Annotated in this window: 21 protein-coding genes, 1 tRNA gene and 1 pseudogene; 14 read left to right on the plus strand and 9 right to left on the minus strand. The window is 62.1% G+C overall.

Features of this window, described 5'->3' with window-relative positions:
- Positions 1 to 78: 78 nt before the first annotated feature.
- Together RPG13_RS05610 and RPG13_RS05615 are read left to right on the plus strand one after the other, a co-directional pair.
- Positions 79 to 960: an HpcH/HpaI aldolase/citrate lyase family protein gene (locus tag RPG13_RS05610; RefSeq protein ID WP_164759273.1), complete on the plus strand. Its 882-nt coding sequence runs from the start codon at positions 79 to 81 to the stop codon at positions 958 to 960.
- Between the two features lie 26 nt (positions 961 to 986).
- Complete coding sequence (locus RPG13_RS05615; RefSeq protein ID WP_095484827.1) at positions 987 to 1,193, plus strand: DUF1737 domain-containing protein; 207 nt, start codon at positions 987 to 989, stop codon at positions 1,191 to 1,193.
- 328 nt (positions 1,194 to 1,521) lie between these two features.
- On the opposite strand, the gene RPG13_RS05620 is transcribed toward RPG13_RS05615, so the two are convergent.
- A complete protein-coding gene (locus RPG13_RS05620; protein ID WP_158302546.1) occupies positions 1,522 to 1,701 on the minus strand; it encodes a hypothetical protein in 180 nt (59 codons plus the stop codon).
- Here RPG13_RS05620 and RPG13_RS05625 point away from each other — a divergent pair.
- Positions 1,700 to 2,905: a pilus assembly protein TadG-related protein gene (locus tag RPG13_RS05625; RefSeq protein ID WP_158302545.1), complete on the plus strand. Its 1,206-nt coding sequence runs from the start codon at positions 1,700 to 1,702 to the stop codon at positions 2,903 to 2,905. The two genes, RPG13_RS05620 and RPG13_RS05625, sit on opposite strands and share 2 nt — an antisense overlap.
- Before the next feature lie 60 nt (positions 2,906 to 2,965).
- Here the strand turns inward: RPG13_RS05625 and RPG13_RS05630 are convergent, their stop codons facing one another.
- Complete coding sequence (locus RPG13_RS05630; protein ID WP_095485111.1) at positions 2,966 to 3,388, minus strand: metallopeptidase family protein; 423 nt, start codon at positions 3,386 to 3,388, stop codon at positions 2,966 to 2,968.
- Positions 3,389 to 3,562: 174 nt separating this feature from the next.
- On the opposite strand from RPG13_RS05630, the gene RPG13_RS05635 reads away from it, so the two are divergent.
- Genes RPG13_RS05635 through RPG13_RS05645 form a run of 3 tightly spaced genes read left to right on the plus strand, consistent with a single transcriptional unit; the run spans position 3,563 to position 9,298 of the window.
- Positions 3,563 to 4,591 carry an ImuA family protein gene (locus tag RPG13_RS05635; RefSeq protein ID WP_337124550.1) on the plus strand — a complete coding sequence of 343 codons (1,029 nt, stop codon included), beginning with the start codon at positions 3,563 to 3,565 and terminating at the stop codon, positions 4,589 to 4,591.
- Positions 4,533 to 6,014, plus strand: a complete 1,482-nt coding sequence (locus RPG13_RS05640; RefSeq protein WP_337124551.1) for a DUF6504 family protein — start codon at positions 4,533 to 4,535, stop codon at positions 6,012 to 6,014. The genes RPG13_RS05635 and RPG13_RS05640 overlap by 59 nt, the downstream gene beginning before the upstream one ends.
- Positions 6,011 to 9,298 carry an error-prone DNA polymerase gene (locus tag RPG13_RS05645; RefSeq protein ID WP_127293891.1) on the plus strand — a complete coding sequence of 1,096 codons (3,288 nt, stop codon included), beginning with the start codon at positions 6,011 to 6,013 and terminating at the stop codon, positions 9,296 to 9,298. The genes RPG13_RS05640 and RPG13_RS05645 overlap by 4 nt, the downstream gene beginning before the upstream one ends.
- A 60-nt stretch (positions 9,299 to 9,358) precedes the next feature.
- Here the strand turns inward: RPG13_RS05645 and RPG13_RS05650 are convergent, their stop codons facing one another.
- The 4 genes from RPG13_RS05650 to RPG13_RS05665 form a co-directional block, all read right to left on the minus strand.
- The gene (locus tag RPG13_RS05650; RefSeq protein ID WP_095484822.1) at positions 9,359 to 9,598 is read right to left on the minus strand and encodes a Trm112 family protein; all 240 of its coding nucleotides are present in this window, start codon (positions 9,596 to 9,598) and stop codon (positions 9,359 to 9,361) included.
- A 198-nt stretch (positions 9,599 to 9,796) separates the two neighbouring features.
- Positions 9,797 to 10,468 carry an LON peptidase substrate-binding domain-containing protein gene (locus RPG13_RS05655; protein ID WP_095495673.1) on the minus strand — a complete coding sequence of 224 codons (672 nt, stop codon included), beginning with the start codon at positions 10,466 to 10,468 and terminating at the stop codon, positions 9,797 to 9,799.
- A gap of 165 nt (positions 10,469 to 10,633) precedes the next feature.
- Positions 10,634 to 11,632 carry a thioredoxin gene (gene trxA, locus RPG13_RS05660; protein WP_127293889.1) on the minus strand — a complete coding sequence of 333 codons (999 nt, stop codon included), beginning with the start codon at positions 11,630 to 11,632 and terminating at the stop codon, positions 10,634 to 10,636.
- Positions 11,633 to 11,727: 95 nt separating this feature from the next.
- On the minus strand, positions 11,728 to 12,225 hold the full coding sequence (locus tag RPG13_RS05665) for a prolyl-tRNA synthetase associated domain-containing protein (RefSeq protein WP_127293887.1): 498 nt from the start codon (positions 12,223 to 12,225) through the stop codon (positions 11,728 to 11,730).
- Here RPG13_RS05665 and RPG13_RS05670 point away from each other — a divergent pair.
- The 5 genes and pseudogenes from RPG13_RS05670 to RPG13_RS05690 all read left to right on the plus strand — a co-directional run bounded on the left by RPG13_RS05670 (position 12,224) and on the right by RPG13_RS05690 (position 14,482).
- A complete protein-coding gene (locus RPG13_RS05670) occupies positions 12,224 to 12,427 on the plus strand; it encodes a hypothetical protein (protein WP_127293885.1) in 204 nt (67 codons plus the stop codon). The genes RPG13_RS05665 and RPG13_RS05670 overlap by 2 nt on opposite strands.
- Positions 12,428 to 12,456: 29 nt before the next feature.
- A tRNA-Gly gene (locus RPG13_RS05675) sits at positions 12,457 to 12,531 on the plus strand.
- Positions 12,532 to 12,757: 226 nt separating this feature from the next.
- Positions 12,758 to 12,871 (plus strand): annotated as a pseudogene (locus RPG13_RS05680) (type II toxin-antitoxin system RelE/ParE family toxin); the annotation flags it as partial.
- 39 nt (positions 12,872 to 12,910) lie between these two features.
- Positions 12,911 to 13,219: a HigA family addiction module antitoxin gene (locus RPG13_RS05685; RefSeq protein WP_095484819.1), complete on the plus strand. Its 309-nt coding sequence runs from the start codon at positions 12,911 to 12,913 to the stop codon at positions 13,217 to 13,219.
- A gap of 129 nt (positions 13,220 to 13,348) precedes the next feature.
- The gene (locus RPG13_RS05690) at positions 13,349 to 14,482 is read left to right on the plus strand and encodes a PQQ-dependent sugar dehydrogenase (protein ID WP_337124552.1); all 1,134 of its coding nucleotides are present in this window, start codon (positions 13,349 to 13,351) and stop codon (positions 14,480 to 14,482) included.
- 1,019 nt (positions 14,483 to 15,501) lie between these two features.
- Here the strand turns inward: RPG13_RS05690 and RPG13_RS05695 are convergent.
- The 3 genes from RPG13_RS05695 to RPG13_RS05705 all read right to left on the minus strand — a co-directional run bounded on the left by RPG13_RS05695 (position 15,502) and on the right by RPG13_RS05705 (position 19,344).
- Positions 15,502 to 17,457 (minus strand): acyltransferase family protein, encoded by a 1,956-nt coding sequence (locus tag RPG13_RS05695; protein WP_337124553.1) that lies wholly within the window; start codon positions 17,455 to 17,457, stop codon positions 15,502 to 15,504.
- A 162-nt stretch (positions 17,458 to 17,619) separates the two neighbouring features.
- Positions 17,620 to 18,432, minus strand: coding sequence for an FkbM family methyltransferase (locus RPG13_RS05700; protein ID WP_164547076.1), 813 nt, complete (start codon positions 18,430 to 18,432; stop codon positions 17,620 to 17,622).
- 42 nt (positions 18,433 to 18,474) lie between these two features.
- Positions 18,475 to 19,344: a helix-turn-helix domain-containing protein gene (locus RPG13_RS05705; RefSeq protein WP_292650264.1), complete on the minus strand. Its 870-nt coding sequence runs from the start codon at positions 19,342 to 19,344 to the stop codon at positions 18,475 to 18,477.
- A 106-nt stretch (positions 19,345 to 19,450) separates the two neighbouring features.
- On the opposite strand from RPG13_RS05705, the gene RPG13_RS05710 reads away from it, so the two are divergent.
- From RPG13_RS05710 to RPG13_RS05720, 3 genes are all read left to right on the plus strand, one after another.
- Positions 19,451 to 20,722: an ABC transporter substrate-binding protein gene (locus tag RPG13_RS05710; protein WP_292650262.1), complete on the plus strand. Its 1,272-nt coding sequence runs from the start codon at positions 19,451 to 19,453 to the stop codon at positions 20,720 to 20,722.
- A 197-nt stretch (positions 20,723 to 20,919) separates the two neighbouring features.
- Complete coding sequence (locus RPG13_RS05715) at positions 20,920 to 21,780, plus strand: carbohydrate ABC transporter permease (RefSeq protein ID WP_292650260.1); 861 nt, start codon at positions 20,920 to 20,922, stop codon at positions 21,778 to 21,780.
- Positions 21,777 to 22,613 (plus strand): carbohydrate ABC transporter permease, encoded by an 837-nt coding sequence (locus tag RPG13_RS05720; RefSeq protein ID WP_292650259.1) that lies wholly within the window; start codon positions 21,777 to 21,779, stop codon positions 22,611 to 22,613. The genes RPG13_RS05715 and RPG13_RS05720 overlap by 4 nt, the downstream gene beginning before the upstream one ends.
- The last annotated feature ends 6 nt before the right edge of the window (positions 22,614 to 22,619 follow it).

Below are 22,619 nucleotides of genomic sequence, written 5' to 3' on the forward strand. Positions count from 1 at the left end.
ATTTTCGGGAGTTTTATGCAGTTTTTGTGCAGGCGAAGACGGCTTGCCTCGACCGGCCGCAGGCGGCATAGATCTGGGATGACGACCGAAACCTACCGCCCGCGCCGCTCGGTGCTCTACGTCCCGGCTTCGAACGACAAGGCACTGGCCAAGCTTCCGTCGCTGGCCTGCGATGCCGTCATCATCGACCTCGAAGATGCCGTAGCCCCCGCCGACAAGGTTTCCGCGCGCGAAAAACTGGCCGGCATCTTCGCCGATCGCCCCAGCCGCCGCTGCGAGATGGTCGTGCGCATCAATGCGCTTTCCAGCGAATGGGGCGCCGACGATTTGCTGGCTGCGGCACGCTGCGAGCCCGACGCCATCCTGCTGCCCAAGGTCGACACACCGCGCGATGTCCTCGAACCCGGCGACGTCCTCGACGACAATTTCGCACCGGACGCGGTGAAACTATGGGCGATGATCGAAACGCCCAAGGCACTGCTCAACATCGGACCGATTGCCGAGCTTGGCCGCGATCCGGCCTCGCGGCTGGTCTGTTTCGTTGCCGGAACGAACGATCTGGTCAAGGAAACCGGCATTCTCGCCACGCCCGACCGGCGCTATCTCACACCGTGGCTGATGCAGATGGTGCTCGCCGCGCGCGCCGGTGGCCTTGACCTGCTCGATGGTGTCTTCAATGATTTTCGCGACCTGGACGCTTTTGCGCGCGAATGCGGGGAGGCAGCCGCCATGGGGTTTGACGGCAAGTCGCTGATCCACCCGGCGCAGATCGAGGCGGCGAACCGGGCCTTTGCGCCATCTGCCGAGGCGGTGGCCGAGGCGCGCTCGGTGAAAGAGGCCTTCGCGCTTGCCGAAAATGCCGGCAGCCAAGTGATTGCGCTGAATGGAAAGATGGTCGAGCGGCTGCATCTGGCGCAGGCCGAAAAACTGCTGGCGAAGGCGGCCGCCATCGGGGCATGATTGGCAACTCACGACAGGAATGAAAAATGAAACTCTACCGCTTTCTGTCCGCTCCGGACGATTCCAGCTTCTGCCACAAGGTGACCGCGGCGCTGAACAAGGGCTGGCACCTGTTCGGCTCACCGACCTATTCCTACGACCAGGAGGCCAAGGCCATGCGCTGCGGCCAGGCCGTGGTGAAGGATATCGAGGGCCAGGAATACGGGCCCGACACCAAGCTCAGCGACTGGTAGGGCGCTGACATCGCTCGTCCTTCGTCATCCTAGTAAAACAAGCTTATCCTGCTGTCCGAGTGAGCAGTTCTTGGCGAAAGCCGGAACGGCAGCCAACGGCGGCGCGCACGACCCGATCAGCGCCAAAAATGCAAGTCTGGCGCACTTTCCAATGCTAGTCGTCGCATCGCTGTCGGCCGCGAAAGGCGAAGCAAGCTCTATGACGGGCCGGCGTAGCTGTCCATTGTTTCCCTCGCGGTGCTATTAGTCGTGTTGCCGAGGGCGACCAATCACCGAAAGGCGTCTCCGACAGAAGCTGATCCCATGTCAGCTTGCTAAGTGAACAGTTTTAAAACTGTCCCCGGGTTTCCCTGACGGCGGAAGGCCCGGCATCAAATGCTACGATTCCGAAACCGAATCGAAATAATTTCGCGGCTATGAACGCCGATGGGCGCGCATTTGAGGGGTGGATTGCCATGAGGTTGAGGTTCGAATTGCGGTCGGCACTGGCCCGGATCGTCAGCGCCATGGCGACATCCTGCTATGGTCGTTTTGTCCATTCCCGCGCCGCGAACCTTTCCATCGTCATGGCGCTGAGCCTGCTGCCGTTGGTCGGGGCGATCGGGTTTGCGATCGACTATACCAACGTCCTCCGCGAAAAGAATGAGTTGCAGGCCCTTCTCGACGCCGCCCTGCTGGGGGGCGCGGCGCAGGGCGCCACCTCCGCCGAGGCCACGGCGACGTCCCTGTTCAGCGGGTTCATCGCCGGCAGCCCGGATTTCGCGGCCGACCCGGACCTGAAGGCCAACATGTCCATCAAGCTGGACAACAGTACGCTCTCGGGCAGCGCGACCTACAGCTACCCGCGCTTGTTCCCGTTTGTCTTGGGCGACCCGACCGTCAACGTTCGCGTCACGTCCGCCGTCAAGATGGCCACGTCGGCCGTCCCTTGCATCATCGTCCTTGCGAATAACCCGCAGGCGCTGCTGCTCAATAGTGGCGCCAACGTGGATGCCGAGTCCTGCGTGATCGACGTTCATTCTACCAGGGACCCGGCCTTCATCATGAATGCCGGCGTCACCATGAACATCAGCAAGCTCTGCGTGAAGGGCACGAAATACATCAAGAACGGCGGTACGCTGTCCAAGCTGGAGACGGCATGCGCCGTCACGGCGGATCCCTATGCCGGCGCCATTCCTGAGCCCGCCGTTCCCTCGGCCTGCACCACATCCGGCGCGCGTGACGGACAGACGCAGACCTTGAACCCGGGACTGCACTGCTGGGTGAACTTCAATGGCAGCCCTACCATCACGTTCAATCCGGGCCTTCATATCATCAAGGGACCGATGATCATCAATTCCGGCGCCAAGGTCATCGCCGAAGGCGTCACCTTCTACTTCCCGGATACCGACAGCATGATCCAGGCCAACGGCGCCCTCACAATCACGGCCTCGGCCCCGAGCAGCGGTGCCTACAAGGATATCCTGATGTTAGAAAAGACGAGCGATCCCGCCAACAACGCCAACAAGCGCCAGTATGTGTTCAACGGCTCGAACGGCGAGTCTCTGACTGGGATCATCTATCTGCCCAACCGGGACGTCACCTACAACTCGACCACGAACATCACCTCCAGCAAGATCTCGATGGTCGTGAACACCATGATCATCAACTCCGCCAACTGGAAATTCAGCGGCATCGCCGGCCAGTCGGCGAAGATCTATCTCTCACAGTGATGCGCGCCGGCGCAAATGACGCCGAACCGGAGCAGGATAGCGGCGACGAAGCGTGGGCCGTTACTCCGCCGCCTCTTCGATCCGCTCCATATCATCGTCCGACAGGCCGAAATGATGGCCGATCTCGTGGATCAGCACATGGGTGACGATGTCGCCCAGCGTCTCTTCGTTCTCGGCCCAGTAGTCGAGAATGGCGCGGCGGTAGAGCGTGACGCGGTTCGGCCCCTCGCCGGTCTGCGGATTCCAGCGTTCGGCGATCCCGCGCCCCTCGAACAGGCCGAGCAGGTCGAAGGGCGTTTCTAGCGACAGATCGTCCATGATCTCGTCGGTCGGGAATTCGGCGATCTGGATGACGATCTCGCCGGTCAGCTTGCGAAATTCCTCCGGCAGATGGGCGTAAGCCTCCAGCGCCAGGAACTCCATTTCCTCCATCGATGGCGAAAGCTGGTCGTGCCAGACACGGGTCTTGTAGATGCGGGCCATGCTTTGTCCTTCTGATCCCGGCATATAGGCTTTCGAGCCGGGCTCGGCAAATGGCCGGGTTGCCGTCCACGCAAGGGCAGGAATAAATTCCCCATGACTCCGCTTGACTCTTCGGTCGCCCTCTGGAATCTATTAGAACATAACAGGAACAATTGTGAGTGGAAGCTGACCGTCATGGCGACAAGCGCCGTGGCGCGGGAGACTGTTTTTGCCCTGCGCCGCAAGATCGCGAAGATCGAGGGAACGCTGCCCGAGCGCCTGGAGGCGCCGGCTGGCGCAACCCCCGTTGATACGGATGTCACCTTCCAGAATCCAACAGCGGACGTCACGCCCCGGGATCTAACAATCGTTCGCCGCGGCCTCGCCGTGGCGCCGCCCGATGCGTTTCTGCGCACCGGGGCGGAAGGTCTAGATACCGCGCTCAGCGGCGGCCTGCCGAAGGCGGCGCTGAGCGAGATCCATGGCGCCGCGACCCGCGATGCCGGGGCCGTCGCCGGCTTCGCTCTGTCGCTCGTCAGCCTGATCCTCAAACAGGGGCCGCGATTGCCGGTCCTGTGGATCGGCACCGCGGAAATCTTCCGCGAGGCGGGCTTCCCCTATGCCAGAGGGCTTCACGCCGTTTTCGGCATCGAGCCTGAGCAATTGCTGTTTTCCGAGGCGCCAAGGCTCCTCGATGCGCTGTGGATCGCCGAGGAGGCCGCCCGGATGACGGCGCTCGCCGCCGTCATCCTCGAAATCCGCGGCAGCCCGCAGCGGCTGGACCTCACCGCGACGCGGCGGCTGCACGCCCGGGCACAGAATGCCGGCCGGCCGGTGTTCCTGCTGCGCCAGGCCGGCGAACCAGAACCGACGGCGGCACCCGTCCGCCTCGTCCTGTCGGCGGCGCCGTCGGCACCACGCGAGACGATCGCCGGGCCGCTCGCCGGCTCGATCGGCCGCCCCGCCTTCACCGTCAGCATCGGCAAGAGCCGCACGGCCTTGCCAGGACAATTCACACTGGAGTGGAATCCCGATGAACGCAGTTTCGAGGAAAGAAGGGCAGCGAATTCTGTCCCTGTGGTTTCCGCACCTCGCCGCGGAAAGGATCCTGCGGCAGCGTCTGGGGCGGTCCTGGCGTTCCCTGCCGTCGGATCACCTGCCGCTGGTGATCAGTCATCGCCAGGGGAACGCGCAGCGCATCGCCGCCCTCGACGAGCGGGCTGAGGCGCTTCACCTGAAACGCGGCATGGGCATAGCCGACGCGCGCGCCATGCATCCGTCGATCGACGTGGTGGAAGCCGATCCCGAGGCCGACCGCCGCCTGCTCGAAAGTCTTGCCGACTGGTGCGACCGCTACACCCCGCTGGTGGCGCTCGACGCAGCCGATGGCCTGTTCCTCGACGTCACCGGCTGCACCCATCTTTTCGGCGGCGAACGGTCAATGCTGGACGACATCCTGTCGCGCTTTTTCCATCAGGGTTTTGATGTCCGCGCGGGCCTTGCCGCCACACCAGGTGCTGCCTGGGCGGCAGCACGGTTTGCCAGTGACCGCATCGTCCCCGGCGGCGAGGAGGAAGCGCTTCTCGCACCCTTGCCGCTGGCGGCGCTGCGCATCGAGCCTGATATCCGCGCCAGCCTGGAAAGCGTCGGCCTGCGCACGGCGGGGGCCGTCATGGCAGCACCCCGCGCACCGCTCGCCCGCCGCTTTGGCCTATCCCTGCTTTTGCGCCTCGACCAGGCGCTCGGCCGTCTCGACGAAGCCGTGTCGCCGCGCCTGCCAGTCGCGCCGCTTTCGGTCGAACGCCACCTCGCAGAACCCATCATGCTGACCGACGAAATAGAGCGGCTGGTGAAAATGCTGGCGACGACTTTGAAGGCGGATCTCGAGCGCCGCGGCGAGGGCGCAAGAATGCTGGCGCTGCTGCTCTTCCGCGTCGATGGGGCCGTCAGCCGCATCGCCGTCGGCACGTCGCGGCCGTTGCGCGAGCCGCTGCTGATCCAAAGATTGTTCCACGAAAGGCTTGCCGCGCTCGAACAAGATATCGATGCCGGCTATGGCTTCGATCTTGTGCGCCTCTCGGTCCTGACGGCCGCGGCCTTCGACATGCAGCAGGCGGATCTCGCCGGCGAGACGAGCGATGACGGCGCCGATATCGCCCTTTTCGCCGACCGCATCCGCGCCCGGCTCGGCGACAGCGCGGTTTTGAAACCGGTTGCCGTCGAGAGTCATCTACCCGAGCGCGCCGTCGCCACGCTTTCCTTCGTGGAGGCGCCGCAAAGGGTCTCTCCGCCGAAGAAGCCGGGCAAGATACAAGACACTTCATCCAAGCCTGTCTTTCGGCCGGAACGCCCGATCCGGCTGTTCCGTTCGCCTGAACCGATCGAGGTGCCGGTCACCGAAATGCCTGAGGGCCCGCCCATGAACTTCCGCTGGCGGCGCGCGCTGTACCGGGTCGCGCGCGCCGAAGGGCCGGAACGCATCGCCCCTGAATGGTGGCGGGAGGCGGCGGGGCAGGAAGACGCGCCGACCCGGGATTATTTCCGCATCGAGGATAGCGACGGCCGCCGTTACTGGCTCTACCGCCAGGGTCTCTACGGCGCCTCTCAAGTCCCGCCGCGCTGGTTCATGCATGGGGTCTTCGCATGAACGCGCTGGCGGTCGTTCCCTATGCCGAATTCGGCATCCAGTCGAATTTCTCGTTCCTGCGCGGCGCCTCGAAACCGGAGGAGCTGGTGGTCGCGGCAAAGTTTTTGGGATTCTCGTCGCTCGGGCTTGCCGACCGCAACACGGTGGCCGGTGTCGTGCGCGCCTGGCAGCAGGCCAAGGTGGAAGGACTATCCTATCATCCCGGCTGCCGTCTGGTTTTTTGCGACGGCACGCCTGATGTTCTCGCCTATCCACAGAACCGCAAGGGCTGGGGCCATCTGTGCCGCATGCTGACGCAAGCCAATATGCGCGACGAAAGCGAAAAGGGCGCACCGCTTCTCTATCGCGACGACCTTTTCGAATGGGGCGATCTCATGTCGCTGGCGATCCTGCCGGACCTGTCGGCGCCGGCGGAGGACGATCTCAGGCTGATTAGCCGGCTCAAGGATCGCTTCGGCAAGAACCTGCGGCTTGCCGTTTCGCCGGACTATCACGGCAACGACCGCTTCCGCATCGAGCAGGCAGTTGCCATGGCTGAGGCATCGGGCATTCCGCTGATGGCGACCAACGACGTTCTTTACCATACGTCCGAACGGCGCCGGTTGCAGGACGTGCTGACGGCGATCCGCCTCAACGTGCCTATTGCCGAAGCGGGGCTGGAACTGGCGACCAATGCCGAGCGCCATTTGAAGCCGCCAATGGAGATGGCGCGGCTTTTCCGCAGGCATCCGCAGGCACTGGCGGAAACGCTGCGCTTTGCCGGCGAATTGAGCTTCTCTCTCAGTGACCTCCAATACAATTATCCCGACGAACCGACGGAATCCGGCCTCGGGCCACAGGCCGAGCTGGAAAGGCTGGCTCGAGAGGGAGCCGCGATACGCTATCCCTCAGGCGTTCCCGCCTATGTGACGAAGCGCATCCGGGAAGAACTCGCTTTGATCGAGCGCCTGAATTACGCGCGCTACTTCCTGACTGTCTACGACATCGTCAAATTCGCCCGCAGCCAAGGCATACTCTGCCAGGGACGCGGCTCCGCGGCCAACTCGGTGGTCTGCTATTGCATCGGCATCACCGAAGTGGGGCCTGAGCGGATCGACTCGCTTTTCGAGCGCTTCATTTCCGAGGAAAGAAACGAGCCACCCGACATCGATGTCGATTTCGAGCATGAAAAGCGCGAAGAGGTCATCCAGTACATCTATTCCAAATACAGCGCCAGGCGCACCGCGCTTGCCGCGGCCGTCGTCAGCTACCGGGGCCGGTCGGCGATGCGCGAAGTGGCCAAGGCGATGGGCCTGTCGGATGATGTCCGGAGCGCTTTGTCCAGCTCGATCTGGGGTTGGTCGACCTCGGAGCTCGGCGAAAAGGAGACCAGGGCCGGCGGGCTCGATCAGACCGATCCATCGACAAGGCATGTGATCGAATGCGCCAACGAGATCATGGGCTTTCCCCGTCATCTGTCGCAGCATGTCGGCGGCTTCGTCATCACCAGGGACCGGCTCGACGAGATCGTGCCCATCATCAAGACGGCGATGGACGAGCGCAAGATGGTCGAGTGGGACAAGGACGATCTCGACGCGGTGAAGATCCTCAAAGTCGACGTGTTGGCGCTCGGCATGCTGACCTGCCTGCAGCGCGCCTTCACCCTGCTTAGGGATTATTATCCTGATGAGCGGGACGAGTATGGCCAACCCTATGTGTTGGCCACCCTCCCTGCCGAGGACAAACATGTCTACGACATGATCTGCCGTGCCGACACGATCGGCGTCTTCCAGATCGAATCCCGCGCCCAGATGTCGATGCTGCCGCGCCTCAAGCCGAAAACATTCTATGACCTCGTCATCGAAGTGGCGATCGTGCGGCCGGGCCCTATCCAGGGCGACATGGTCCACCCCTACCTACGCCGCCGGCAGGGCAAGGAAAAACCCGAATATCCCAAGCCGGAACTGGAAGAGATACTCGGCAGGACGCTGGGCGTGCCGCTGTTTCAGGAACAGGCGATGAAGATTGCCATCGTCGCCGGCGGCTTCAGACCGGGCGAAGCCGATGAACTGCGCCGCGCCATGGCCACTTTCAAGCGCACCGGCACGATCGGCAATTATCGCAAGCGGATGGTCGATGGCATGGTTTTGCGGGGTTACGAAAAGGACTTCGCCGAGCGTTGCTTCAAGCAGATCGAGGGGTTTGGCGAGTATGGCTTTCCTGAAAGCCATGCCGCCTCCTTCGCCCTGCTGGTCTATGCCTCCTGCTGGTTCAAGACCTTCTATCCCGACGTGTTCTGTGCCGCGATCCTGAATTCCCAGCCGATGGGGTTTTATCAGCCGGCTCAGCTTGTCCGTGATGCGCGCGACCATGGCGTCGAAATCCGCGAGGTCGACGTCAATTTTTCCGGTTGGGATTGCGCGCTGGAGGAAGAGCCTTTCGATCCGGCCCGCATCCTTGAACGCCATACCCAGATGCGCGGTGTTATCCGGACCAATCATGCCGTCCGGCTGGGTTTCCGCCAGGTCAAGGGCCTATCGAAGGAGCGCATGGAGGTGTTTGTCGCCAGACGTGGTGACGGTTACGCAACCGTTCGCGATGTCTGGCTGCGCTCGGGCCTCTATGTCGATGAGATCGAGAAGCTGGCGCAAGCCGACGCGTTCCGTTCGCTCGGCCTCGACCGCCGTGACGCCCTGTGGGCCGTCCGCGCGCTCGACGGCAAGAGTGCCGCCGAGACCTTGCCGCTGTTCGACCGGCCGGCGATCCGTTTGCGCGACCTCGAGCCCGAAACCCGGCTCCCGACAATGCCGCTCGGCGAGCATGTCGTCCACGACTACCGTTCGCTCGGCCTGTCGCTGAAGGCGCATCCGCTTGCCTTTCTGCGCCAGCGGCTGGATCGCTCCGGCGTCACGCCCAATGCGCGCCTCCCCTCCGTGCCGGATGGCAGGCGGGTCTCCGTCGCCGGCCTGGTGCTCGTGCGGCAGCGCCCAGGCACTGGCAAAGCGATTTTCCTGACACTGGAAGATGAGCATGCCGTCGCCAACGTCATTTTTTGGGAAAGAACCTTCAATCGCTACCGACCCATTGTCATGGGGGCGCGGTTCGTTCGTGTCACCGGCAAACTGCAGTCGGAATCGAACGTCATCCATATCGTCGCCGAGAAGATCGAGGATTTGACGCCCTGGCTATCCGTGCTTTTGGAGGAGAAGCCCGATGTACCTGTCGTGCAAAGCGACCGGCAGGATATCCCGACGCTATCGGGGAAGGCAGAAAGCGTCATGCCCAAGGGGCGCAATTTTCAATAGGGGATACCGGTGCGGCGGTGCACAATCTTGCGAAATGTCGGCGCGAAAGATCACTACAGTTCAGGACGGTCCGCCCAGGCGCGGCGGCGGCAATCCGTCGTCGAAGGGGAGCGAGCGCGCCTCCGAAGGCAGCATGATCGGGATGCCGTCACGCACCGGATAGGCAAGCCGCGCGAGCCTCGAGATGAGCTCGCCGCGCTCCGGATCCCAGGTAAGCGGGCCCTTGGTCAGCGGGCAGGCCAGCAACTCCAGCAGCTTGGGATCGACATTGGCCTTCTTTCCGTCACGCCCATCCACCATTCGGCCCGTCCTCTCACCAGCATTTAAGCTTCGCGCGGCTCTTCCTTCTCCCCTTGTGGGAGAAGGTGGCCGAGCGAAGCTCGGTCGGATGAGGGGTGTTCCAGCTTGGCACCGACCGCGCTCCGTCCAGCACCCCTCAACCGTCTTGGCGCTACGCGCCAATCCACCTTCTCCCACAGGGGGAGAAGGAAGAGCCACCTATTGCAAACTCGACCCGAAATCCTCGTTTTCGCGCGCCAGCGCCATTTCGGTGATGGCGATCAGCGTTTCGGCGCGTGTCTTCAGGTCCGCCGCTTCGAGCAACGCCTGTTTCTCGGCCGGCCCGTAGGGAGCCATCATCGACAGCGCATTGACCAGCATGGCATTTTCGGCACGGCTGACACTTTCCCAGTCGGCTTCAAGATCGTTGGCCTGCAAATAGGCGCGAAACGCCTTGAGCAGCGCCGGCCGGTCGATCCCGGCCTCTGCCTGATCTTCATCGAGATCGGTGAGAAAGGGCGCAAACCGACACTGGCGGAAGGGCGTCTTGACCGCGAGCTCCTGCACGATACGGAACCGGCACACACCTTGCAGCGAAATCAGGTAACGGCCGTCGCCGCTCTCGGAAAGCGCGATGATGCGTCCGGCGCAGCCGACATTGCAAAGCTCCGGCTCGCCATCGGCACGCCGCGCACCGTCGAGGCTGGGCTGTATGACACCGATCAGCCGCGATCCGGCGATCGCCTCATCCACCATTTCCAGATAACGCGGCTCGAAGATGTTGAGCGGCATGCGGCCTCCCGGCAGCAGCAATGCGCCTTCAAGCGGGAAGATCGGCACCGTCGACGGCAAATCCGTATCGAGCCGGTAATGCGCGTTTCCCGCCTGCACTTCAGTCCTCCGCTCGCTTCATTGAGAAGCGCATCAAATCCGTCCACCCCATCGCAACTTGACGCGCAAATCGTCGGGAAGCGAAAAACGGATCGGTCTGGCCCCTAATCTGGCGCAGCCGCAGCCGACAGCAAGGCCATCAGGCAAAAACAGTCCATGCCGCGCTCAGGCAAACAGCAGCGATGACAATTTGCGCCGCGCCGCCAGCGTTGCTTCGTCGGTCATGCCCCATGCCTCGAAGAATTGTAGCAATTGCGTCTTGGCGCCGTCGTCGTTCCACGAGCGATCGGCCTTGACGATCGCCAGCAGATTGTCGGCCGCCGCCATGCGCTCGCCGTTGGCGTTCTGGATCATGGCAAGATCGAACCGTGCCTGGTGGTCCCCGGGGTTCTCAGCCAGGCGCCGCTCGAACTCCGCCGGATTGCCAAGAGCTGCCGCCTGCGCGGCAAGCGCCATCTTGGCGCGCACCGCGGCGAGCGGCGGCGCATCCTTCTTTGCTTCCGGCGCCCGGGCCAGCACGGCTTCGGCGCCCTCGGCATCGCCGGCCTCGAACAGCAGATCGCCAAGCCCGGCAATCGCCTCGATCGTCTCCGGCGCCTGTTCCAGGATCGCGTCATATATGTCCGCCGCGGTCTGCACATCGCCGGCGTCGCGCGCCTCCGCGGCCGCGGCAAGCGCCTCGGCCACCTGCGGCGCACCATTGTTCTTGCCGCCGACCTTCTCGATGAACGCGGCGATCTGGCTCTCGGGGATGGCGCCCATGAAGCCGTCGACCGGTTGGCCATCCCTAAAGGCAATGACCGCTGGGATCGACTGGATGCCGAGCTGGCCGGCGATCGAAGGATGGTCGTCGATGTTCATCTTGACCAGCTTGACCTTGCCGCTGGCGGCCGTGACCGCCTTTTCCAGCAGCGGCGTCAGTTGCTTGCAGGGCCCGCACCATGGTGCCCAGAAATCGACCAGCACCGGCTGACGGCGCGACTCCTGGATGACGTCGGCGGCAAATGCGGCGGTCGTCGTGTCCTTGATGAGGTCGACGGCGACAGGCGGCTCGCCAAGCGCGACTTTTGCGGGGGTGGCGTCAGTGCCGCCATACTGCACAGTGGTGGCATACTGCCCGCCATTGCTGCCAAATGGGCCGCCAAATTGGTTGTTGTCGCTCATCTCGTCACCCTTTCGGTCGCGCCGCCGGCCCACCGACCCGGCACAACGTCCATTTCCTCACTCAGAAGTCGGTTTTATCGTCATCCATGTGGCGATCATGCCGTGACTTTCAAGATAACAGCATCATGCCCGGTTGCCTCGACGAATTTGACGAGGTCGGCGGCGGCGATCGATGTCGTTGCCTCGTTGGTCAGCGGATGGGCGTTGATGATGGCATGGCCCATCAGCTCCTGGTCGAGGACGACCTTGACCCGCCGCTCGGTATCGTTGATCACGCCGAACACCGTGACCGCGCCCGGAAGGACGCCGAGAAGCTCCATCAGCATCTCTGGCTTGCCGAAAGACACGCGCCCGGCAGCCCCGATCACGTGGTGGATCTGCTTGAGATCGACCGCCGCCTCCTCGCCGACGCTGACCAGGAAGAAATTGTCCTTCCTATCCCTAAGGAACAGGTTCTTGGTGTGTCCGCCGGCGATTTCTCCGCGTAGCGCCTGCGAATCGGCGACCGTGAACAGCGGCGGATGACGCATGGTCGAGACCTTGATCCCAAGATCGGCGAGAAAGGCAAAGAGCTCGGCTTCGGTTTTCGGCATGTTGTTTCTTGTCGGACTTGTTGTTGTCGCGGTTTGGATCACGCCGTTTACGGCCAATGACGCGGCCGAGACAAGACCGTTGCGCAGCGAGGCTGCCGATTCCGTTGCTATCCACGCTACCGAAGGCTCGTTTACGTCGCCGGGTGCGGCCAAAAAACCTGCGATTTCCCTGTTGCAATCGCCGCGCCCTTCAGCCATATAGGCGCGGCTTGCGGCCAAAAAGCCGCGCGAGCGGGTGTAGCTCAGGGGTAGAGCACAACCTTGCCAAGGTTGGGGTCGAGCGTTCGAATCGCTTCACCCGCTCCAGTTTCTCTCAGGGAATCAAGCGATTAAATCGGCCGCCTTCGGGCGGCCGATTCGCTTTGTGGCCCTGTGTCGCGACCATGTCGCCACGGTGAGCTTTTCGTGCCAAAATCGGCGACGTATCGTCATCCATCTTTTCGCCTGGACCAGTTCAATCATAGATTGCCTTCATCTGAAGATGGGCCGTCAGTCTCACGCGGTGGTACTTTTTCGTTGACAGCCCGGAACGCTGAAAGGCGACCGCACCGGACAGCACTCGATCCGCATTAATGACCAATTCCGTGTCTGCTTTCGGTGGGTAGACGGCAACGCCGAGGACGTTGAAATCGCCGATTGCCATTGACGACCAAGAGTGGGGACGACCAAGAGTTGGAGATCTGCAATGCTACACTTTACTTCGCCGATCCACCCTGGCGAAATCTTGCGGGAGGAGTTTCTTGCCCCTCTGGGTCTGAAGCCTTACACGCTCGCCAAAAAGCTCCATGTGCCACGGACCAGGATTGAGCGCCTTGTGGCCGAAGTGACGCCCGTCACTCCCGACACTGCGCTTCGCCTTGCCAAGTTCTTCAATACGACGCCTCAGTTCTGGATGAACATGCAGGCCGCGTTTGACCTCACTATGGAAGCTGACGCGAAAAAGGAAGAGATCGCAGCGATTGACAGCTACGCCGAAGCGCCGCTTGCAGCTTAGCAGCAGGCGGACATCTTCGGCCGCCATATACGCCATTGATGAGAACCCGCTCGCCAGCTTGGGAACCGCATCGGTAGTCGGTCATTATATCGAGGAGCCGGCGGCTCCCCCCGTTCGGATGGAGAAATCATGCTGCGGATACCGATTGCTTTGTTTTTTCTTCTTGCCTTCAGCGCGCCCTCGACCACCTTCGCGCAGGACCCTTCCAAGAGCATAGAGAGCCAAACAGGCCGCATTGCTGTCGAGACCTTTGCCGAAGGGCTCGAACATCCCTGGGGCGCGACCTACCTGCCCGACGGCACGCTGCTGGTCACCGAGCGTCCGGGGCGCCTGCGGCTCGTCTCGACCGACGGGGCCGTTTCCGATCCGATCGACGGTGTGCCGGACGTCCTCGCCGACGGACAAGGCGGCCTGCTGGATGTGGCGCTCGATCCGGACTTTGCCAACAACCGGACGGTTTATCTCTCCTATTCGGAGCAGCGGAGCGGCGGCGCGGCCACGTCCGTCGGCCGTGGACGCCTGAACGAGAACGGGAGCGCGCTTTCGGGCTTCGAAGTGATCTTCCGGCAGGAACCAACCGTCTCGAGCCAGCACCATTTCGGTTCCCGCCTGGTGTTCGCGCCGGACGGCAAGCTCTTCGTTACGCTCGGCGAGCGCGGCAAGGCGCAACAGGCGCAGGACGCGAGCAATCATCTCGGGACGGTCGTCCGCATCAATCCCGATGGTTCTGTGCCTGACGACAATCCCTTCGTCGGCAAGGACGGCGCCGACGAGATATGGTCCTACGGCCATCGCAATGTGCAAAGCGCAGCGATCCATCCCGAAACCGGCGTGCTCTGGACGGCGGAAATGGGGCCGCGCGGCGGCGATGAGCTAAACATTCCGGAAGCCGGCAGGAATTACGGCTGGCCCGTGGTCAGCTGGGGGCGGCACTATTCGGGCAAACGCATCCCCGATCCATCGACACGGCCGGAGTTTGCCGGCTCCATCCATAGCTGGACACCGGTCATCTCGCCTTCCGGCATGACCTTCTACACCGGCGACATGTTTGCCGATTGGCGAGGCGACCTCCTGATTGGCGGACTGTCCGCGGCAGGCATCGTTCGTGTCAGAATTGACGGCGAGCAGTTCGCCGGCGAGGAAGTCCTCGCTCTCGGCAGCCGCGTCCGAGACGTGGTGCAGGCTCCCGACGGCGCGGTAATGGCGTTGACCGACGAGCCAGCGGGAAGGATATTACGACTGGCGCCGGCAGCGTCGCAGTGATCCCATGCGGCGCGACAGGAGCGGCACTTCGCGCGCCCGGCGTTGGCGGTCCTTTTGCAGAGATCGTCGGGGTTAAAACGCAATAGGCGGCAAGAACCGCCAGTGGTTCCTACCCTCGCACCGCAGCCAGCCGCGATGTGTATCGCGTGATCGCGGAGGATTGCGTCTACGCGCTCCCATCGATTTCGCTATCTCGCTTTGCTGGCTTGTGACCAGCAAGCGTTTGTTCGCCGCGCAATACGCCCCGGATAGAGTTAGGACTTTTGCTTTTCAACCTCGGACCAAGGTCCCTTGCGGACGGCTGTATTTAAAGGAAACTGGCTAAATAGTGGACCTTCATATTAGAGAGTCCTCACATTTATGATCCAGAACCAACCTGGCGGGACGGCGATTCGTAAGGAGAAACCATGAAAACTCGAACCAGTCTGTTCGCAACGGTCGCCGCTCTCGCCCTTGTCGCGTCTCCGGTCTTCGCCGGGCCCGGCGGCAATGGCGGCGGGCACGGTAACGGCGGAAGCAACGGCAACGGCGGAAACTCTGGCGGGGCCGGATCGCAGGGACACGGAGCCGCAACTTCTGCGGCGGCTAAGGATAAGACGACGAGGGGAATTGCTCATGCAATGGGCGTCGTTTCGACGACGCCGGCCTCACCGCAGGCCACCCTATCCTTGCAGGCAGCCTTGGACAAGTTCCTGGCAAGAGAGGCCGACCCGGCAGAGTCTTCCGACGACACATCCGGCGAAATTCCTGACGCAGCCGAATAAAATTGCAATGCGTGCGTCCGCGGCGGCGCACGCAACTATCGAAAATTCTTGCCCGGCTGGCGGGCTCCTTCATCTGTTTGGCCGATGCCATGGGTCAAGGAAGAGCCCACATTGAGCCCAGATCCTCGGGGATCGCTGGACGGTCCTGCCCCTACAGACTGTCCAGAGAGCACCACCGGCTCCGGCCGGTGGTGCGTTTTTGCGTGGGCGCTCAACTGCACCAGCGGGGACTGGCACGGCATCGACGCCCGACTTTCAAAGGCCGGCCCTCGATGCCAGATAGGGGGCCAGGGCAAGCGAATAGCTGGCCGTCAAATGGTGAAGGTCGCGCCAGACGATGATGTTGCCGGCGACTGCGGGACATAGGAGCGGGCCGCATATGGCATCGGTCATATCCACGAAGACCACATTCTTCTGCGACTTTGCTGCCAAGGCAAACGTGCTGTTCGATTCAACTTCACTGCGCTTGGTGAAGCATTTCGTTGGCGTAGTTCTCAAGCAATCGCCGGGGTCGAACCTGATATAGGGCGTGTTGCGGATCGCGACGATTTGCGAGCCTGTCTGCGTCAGTTTGCTCCAGAGGCTCCGTAACCCCTCAACCATCTGTTCTTGCGGAACGGCACTGTAGCCGGATTGACTGGTGAATGTCAGATACGGCCGCAGCTTGATGATCTCGGCGAGCACGTTCTCCCGCCATTCGGCACAAGACACGTAGGGTTTGCCATAGGCGACGATCGGGACACGGCTGAATGGGCAGGCGGACTTCGTAAAGGTGATCAATCTGAATTTGCGGTCCTTGGCAATCTTGTCCAGCGCCGGAATCCATTGGGCGGCATGAGAATCTCCCACGAGGACGATGGCCCTCGCACCGGCCGGATCGCCGAGAGAGCATTTTGTCGGTTCTGCACCTTCCTCCTGGTGGCACTTCGACAGATAGGCGACCGGCAAGTCTCGCTTCAGCCTGGCGAGGGGAGGGAGCAGGTTCACATCGTCCGGAACGGGGGCGTGGCTGAGCAATGCCGCCGGGCCGGGATAGGAAGGCGTCCCAATCAAGGCCGTGTCGATGCTTTCGGTGCGTAGGGAATAGAGCAGGCCGCCGGAGACCGCCACGCAAGCAAGTATCGCAAGAGTACCGTATCCCAGCGATTTCCATTCGACACCGGCGCGAGCCCGTCGATAGCGTTGTTCCACATATCGGTAAGACAGGTCCGATAATGCTGTGGTCAGCACAATCAGCCCAAGGCCGTTGACGAGCGACACGGAGTAACCCTGCGCCAGAAAGAAAATGATCAGTGGCCAGTGCCAGAGATAGATCGAGTACGACCGGTCGCCGATGAAGCGAAGCATTTTCGAATCAAGCCCGCGAAACCGACCGCGTTCAACCTCGCCGGCCAGGATGACAAGAACGGTAGCGAGGGTCGGCAGCAAGGCGTTTGCGCCTGGGAACGGCGTTGACGCGGAGAACAACAGGGCGGATGCGAGGATGCCTGCCACGCCCGCCGCCGCCAATGACTGTCGTGCGAACGCTCCCAGTCGAAACCCGTGTCCGGTGAGGGCCAACAGCCCTCCCAGCGCCAATTCCCATATGCGCGTTTGGGTCACGAAATAAGCCTGCGCAGGGTCCATCTCGGTCAAGATCACCGACACGATCAGCGACCCGGTGAACACGAGCGACAATGCCCCGATCAATGAAAGTCTCAGCGGGAATCCTCGGCGACGCGCCAGCCAGATCGCCGCAACCATGAGGAGCGGCCAGACGATATAGAACTGCTCTTCTATCGAGAGCGACCAGTAATGCTGTACCGGGCTCGGCAGGCTGTCGGCATCGAGATAGCTGACGGCGATCGAGGCCAGCCGCCAGTTCTGGACATAAAGGGCGCTGGCACCGATCTGGTTGGCTGTTTCCTCCCAGCGCGCCTTCGAGAGGAAAAACAACGTTCCGCACAGCGTCACAAGCAGCACCAGGGTTGCTGCTGGCAGAAGCCGCCGGATTCGCCGGGAATAGAATTCGATCAGCGAGATCCGGCCGTCGCGCATTGCTGTTCGCGCAAGCAAGCCTGTGATGAGATAGCCCGAAATAACGAAAAAGACGTCGACACCGACATATCCGCCGGGAAGAACATCCGGCCACAGATGAAAAACCACGACCAGAGCGACCGCGAGACCACGCAGCCCCTGTATATCCGGCCGAAACCGAGGTCCCTCGCGCACTGGCTGAAAACTGTCCCGCAATTCCGAACGGCCTGTCTCAAGAGAAATGTCGGACCGCAAACGTCAGACCACATCACGGGTCATTAGACGATATCAAAACCCGCTGGCGGCCACCATACCGCCGCACGCACCAAACGCGACGCACTGGAAGGGCCAGCGGCGTCAGTTCCGGGGAACCGCGAACATGTCGAAATTCTTCTTCCTGCCGAGATCGTTTTCGGTGAGTTTCGGACCGAACAGCGTCGTCGGCCCCACCAAGTGGACATCGTAGCCCTTGTCGGCAAAGAACCGGCGCATCCGCACCCGCTCGTCCATCGAAAGATTGTGATTGACCTCGGACTTGATGTAGGGCCGGCATTCGTCGATCAGCGCGCCGATCGAGATCAAAACCGACAGATCATGCTGCTCCACATCGGTCTTGATGTAGCGCAGGCGCTTGATGCGCTGGCCGAGCCGGGCACGGATCAACGGCTCAATTCGCCGTCCCTCGACCGGGATACTGAAAGCGCTCCCGTGCTTCCACCGCGACACGCCGGTGTGGTCGCCGCCGTTCTCAAATCCCGGGTTGCCGTAGTCGAAGACGAACGACCCATCTTCCGGCGTCGCCGCGTAAGGAATCGGAAAAATATTCAGTCTGCAAGGGTTGAGCGCGGCATTGGCTCCGAGGATCGTGAAGGCAAAAGGGTTCGGCTCGAAAGCGAGGACCAGGCCCTGCGGCCCGCAGGCGAGGGCGATCGGTATCGTGCTGTCGCCAACCTGGGCACCAACGTCGATCGCCACGTCGCCATCGCTCAGGAACGTCCGCAGGTCATCGACTTCGCCCTGGGTGAGATCGAGGTCTGCCCCGCGCGGGTTCTTCCAGCGAGCGAATTCAATCTTCCCGTCTTTCGGGAGATCGATGACTTGTATCGAGTGGCCGTAAACGCGTGTTCTTGGCTTCAATCCAAGCAGATAGAAATATTCTTTTAGTCTCACCCCTTGCTGATAACGCAAACCATGACGGCATTTCAACCCGGACTATCTGACGCCAGCGCCTCTGCGAAAATCCGACGGCGACATGCCGGCCAGCTTGCGGAACGACTTGTTGAAGGCGCTGAGCGAGCCGAAGCCGGAGTCCATCGCGACGCGCAGCACGTTGGCATCCTGGTGCATCAGCAGCGCCTGGGCGTAGCTGAGCCGCAGCAGGTTGACATATTCGTTGAGCGTCATGCCGGTCGATTTCTTAAAGATGCTCATGGCGTATTTGGGATGGATATCGGCCGTCGCCGCGATGTCCACACAGTCGATCTCGTAGAGGAAATTCTCCGCTATGAAGTCGCACATGCGCCCGACATTGCGCAGGGATTGCTGATCGAAAGGATTGCCTGCTTCCTGCTCGATCGAGGTTTCGGGTGCGAGCCGGTAGGGCTCGAACCGCACCCGCTCCAGCCGCAGCAACAGCTCATTCACGGCGTGCTCGGCCTTGGCTGGATCGCCTGACCGGACATAGCGGTTCCAGCGCTCGAAATTGTCGCTGTCGGACCGGTCGGTGGCATTGGTCACCAATGTCGCGCCCGTCATCAGCCGGTTGCGAGTATCAGCGGGCAAATGCAGCCGGAAGAAATGCACCAGTGGCAGATGCGCGCCGGCGAAGACGGCATCGTCCGATGCATCGATCATCTGATGCGGCAGGCCGCCCCAGAACAGGCACATGTCGCCGGCCGAAAGCGAGATCTCGTGATCGTTCATGCGGTAGTGGACAGTGCCGCACATGATGAAGTTCACCTCGACCTGGGCATGCCAATGCGGCTTGAGCATCACCAGGGGATGATTGTGAAACGTCTGCAGGAGCAGCGGCAGGCCCTCCACGCTGCTGGCGCCAGGCTGGTAAAACGGTCTTTCCGGCATCTTACTTTCCGCCAATTCTTTATTCCCTTTGTCGCGGACAAGCCTTCGCCAGTGCCTAGTCTAGCCATGCTCGCGAAGAGAGAGCAAATGAAATGGGAGGATTTCGATGCGCACCACATTGACCTGCGCCGCGCTCGCGCTTGCCCTGGGCTCAGCCCCGGCCTTTGCGCAGTCCGGCGAAATCACGATCTGGAGCTGGAACGTCGCCGCTTCATCGCTGAAGGCCACTATAGAAGGCTTCAACAAGCAGTTCCCCGACGTCAAGGTCACGGTCCAGGATCTCGGCAACCAGCCGACCTACGACAAGTCGATCGCCGGCTGCGCCGCCGGCGGCGAGGGGCTGCCGGATGTCGTGACGATCGAGAACGGCGAGGCCGAGAACTACTGGAGCCAGTTCCCGGACTGCTTCGTCGACCTTCACACGCTGGGCTATACGGCCGAAGACCAGGCAAAATTCCCCGATTTCAAGCGCACCGAACTCGAAGTGGAAGACAAGGCCTATGCGATGCCATGGGATTCGGGCCCGGTGGCGATGTACTATCGCCGCGACTTCTACGAGAAGGCCGGCGTCGATCCCGCGTCGATCAAGACCTGGGACGATTTCATTGCCGCCGGCAAGAAGATCCAGGACGCCAATCCCGGCGTGACGATGACCAACGCCGATTTCAACGGCGACTCCGAATTCTTCCGCATGATCGCCAACGAGCAGGGCTGCGCCTATTTCGCCGCCGATGGGCAGTCGATCACCGTCAATCAACCGGCCTGTGTGGCGTCGATGACCAAGATCAAGGAGATGAAGGACGCCGGCATCATCACCTCGGCCGACTGGAGCACCAAGATCACCAACAACACCGCCGGCAAGGTCGCCACCCAGATGTATGGCGGCTGGTATGAGGGCACCATACGCACCGAATCGCCCGACGGCAGCGGCAAATGGGGCGTCTACCTGATGCCGAGCCTCACCGCCGACGGCCCGCGCGCCGCCAATCTCGGCGGTTCGTCACTCGCCATCACCTCGGTGTCCAACAACAAGGAGGCCGCCTACGCCTACCTGAAATACTCGCTCGCGACCAATGAGGGCCAGATAGCGATGCTGAAGGGCTTTGGCCTCGTGCCGTCGCTGATCTCGGCGCTCGACGATCCCTATGTCTCCGAAGGCCAGCCCTATTGGGGCGGCCAGGCGGTGTGGAAGGACATCCTCGGCACCTTGCCCAAAGTCGTCCCCAGCCGCGGCACCCCGTTCCAGAGCGACGCGGAGATCATCGTCCGCGCGGTGCAGACCAAATATCTGGGCGGCGGCTATCCCGATGCCAAGGCGGCGCTAGACGATGCCGCAAGCCAGATCGCCTCGGCGACCGGCCTGCCGGCCAAAGAGTGATCTGCACGGCTCTCCCTTCTCCCCCTGTGGGAGAAGGTGTCGCCGAAGGCGACGGATGAGGGGTGTTCCAGCTTGGCATGGAAGGCGCTCCGTCCAGCACCCCTCAACCGTCTTGGCGCTGCGCGCCAATCCACCTTCTCCCACAGGGGGAGAAGGAAACTCAGGCCGGTAAACCTAGAAGCGAGAAGGAGGCAACGATGCGCTATCAGAACGCCACGGCATATCGCTTCCTCGCGCCCTACCTGCTGATCTTCTCGATCTTCTGGCTGTGGCCGATCATCGGCTCGTTCCTGATCTCCTTCCAGGCGACGCGCACCGTGCCGTGGCGGTTCGCCCCCACCTTCAACTGGGGCCGGCTGATCGGCGACCCTGCGTTTTTCAATGCGCTGAAGAACACGCTGCTCATCCTCGTCATCCAGGTGCCGGTGATGATCACGTTGGCGATCGTCATGGCGGTGCTTTTAAATTCGCCGCTGCTGAAAGCCCGTGGCCTGTTCCGCTTCGCCTTCTTCGCCCCGGTGGTGGTCGGCGAAGTCGCCTATTCGGCGGTGTTCCGGCTGATGTTCAACCTCGATTACGGCATCATCAACAAGCTGCTGAACAGTGTCGGCCTGCCCCGTATCGACTGGTTTTCCAACGTCACACCGGCGATGGCGGTCATCATGATCGCGGTGACCTGGCGCTGGGCCGGCTACAACGCCATCATCCTGCTCGCCGGCCTGCAGTCCATCCCCCAGGATGTCTACGAGGCGGCGACGTTGGACCGCGTCAGCAAGCTCAAGCAGTTCTTCTACATCACCCTGCCGCTGCTCAAGCCGATCATCGTATTCTGCGCCGTGCTGTCGATCATCGGCACCATGCAGCTGTTCACAGAGCCGTTCCTGATCACCGAACGCGGCGGACCGGGCGGCGGCACTGAAACGCTCGGGCTGCTGCTTTACCGCCAAGGCTTCAGGTCGCTCAATTTCGGCTACGCCTCGGCCATCGCCTACACCATGGCCGGGCTGGCGATCGCCATCTCACTGGTGCAGCTCTGGCTAACGAGGGACCCGAAATGAGCTCGCGTTCCTCTTCAAAACTGGGGCGCAGCATCGCGCTGCATCTCTTCCTGACGCCGCTGGCGCTGATCTGGCTGTTTCCTCTGTGGATGATGGCGATTTTCTCGACCATGCCCGACAGAGGCATCTTCAGCCCCAGCATCGAGCTTTTGCCGCACGGCAGTTTCCTCGACAATGTCAACAATCTGCAGCGCGACACCAATTTCATTGGCGCCATCGGCATCTCCCTCTCGGTGGCGGTGACCTATACATTCCTGTCGGTGCTGCTCACCTCGATGGCCGGCTGGGCGCTGGCGCGCTACCAGTTCTTCGGCAAGGGCGTGGTCGTCGCCATCATCCTCGGCACCATCACGCTGCCCTATGCTGTCGTGCTGATCCCGCAATTCATCATGGTGGCGCGCGACTTCAAGCTCGCCAACACCTGGGTGGCGCTGATCGTGCCGCCGCTCTTCAATTCGCTCGGTGTGCTGTTCATGCGGCAGAGCTTCTCGATGATGCCGGGCGATCTGTTCGACGCCGCTCGGGTCGAGGGGGTCAAGGAGTGGCGGATCTTCCTGTTCGTAGCGCTGCCGCTGGCGCGGCCGATGCTGGCGGCGCTCGCCATCATCCTGTTCCTTGCCTCCTGGAACAACTATCTCTGGCCGCTGCTGATCAATTCCAAGCCCGGCGCGATGACGGCGCCGGTGGCGCTCGGCACGCTGATCGGCCTCACCAAAGTGTCGTGGGGCGGCATCATGGCGGGCGCCGTGATGCTCACCGTGCCGATGCTCGTCGTGTTCGTGCTCTTGCAGCGCCATTTCGTTGCCGGCATTGCCGCTGGCGCCATCAAATAGGATCAG

This window comes from Mesorhizobium sp. ISC15, from assembly GCF_037162615.1.
In the GTDB taxonomy this organism is placed as follows: domain Bacteria; phylum Pseudomonadota; class Alphaproteobacteria; order Rhizobiales; family Rhizobiaceae; genus Mesorhizobium; species Mesorhizobium mediterraneum.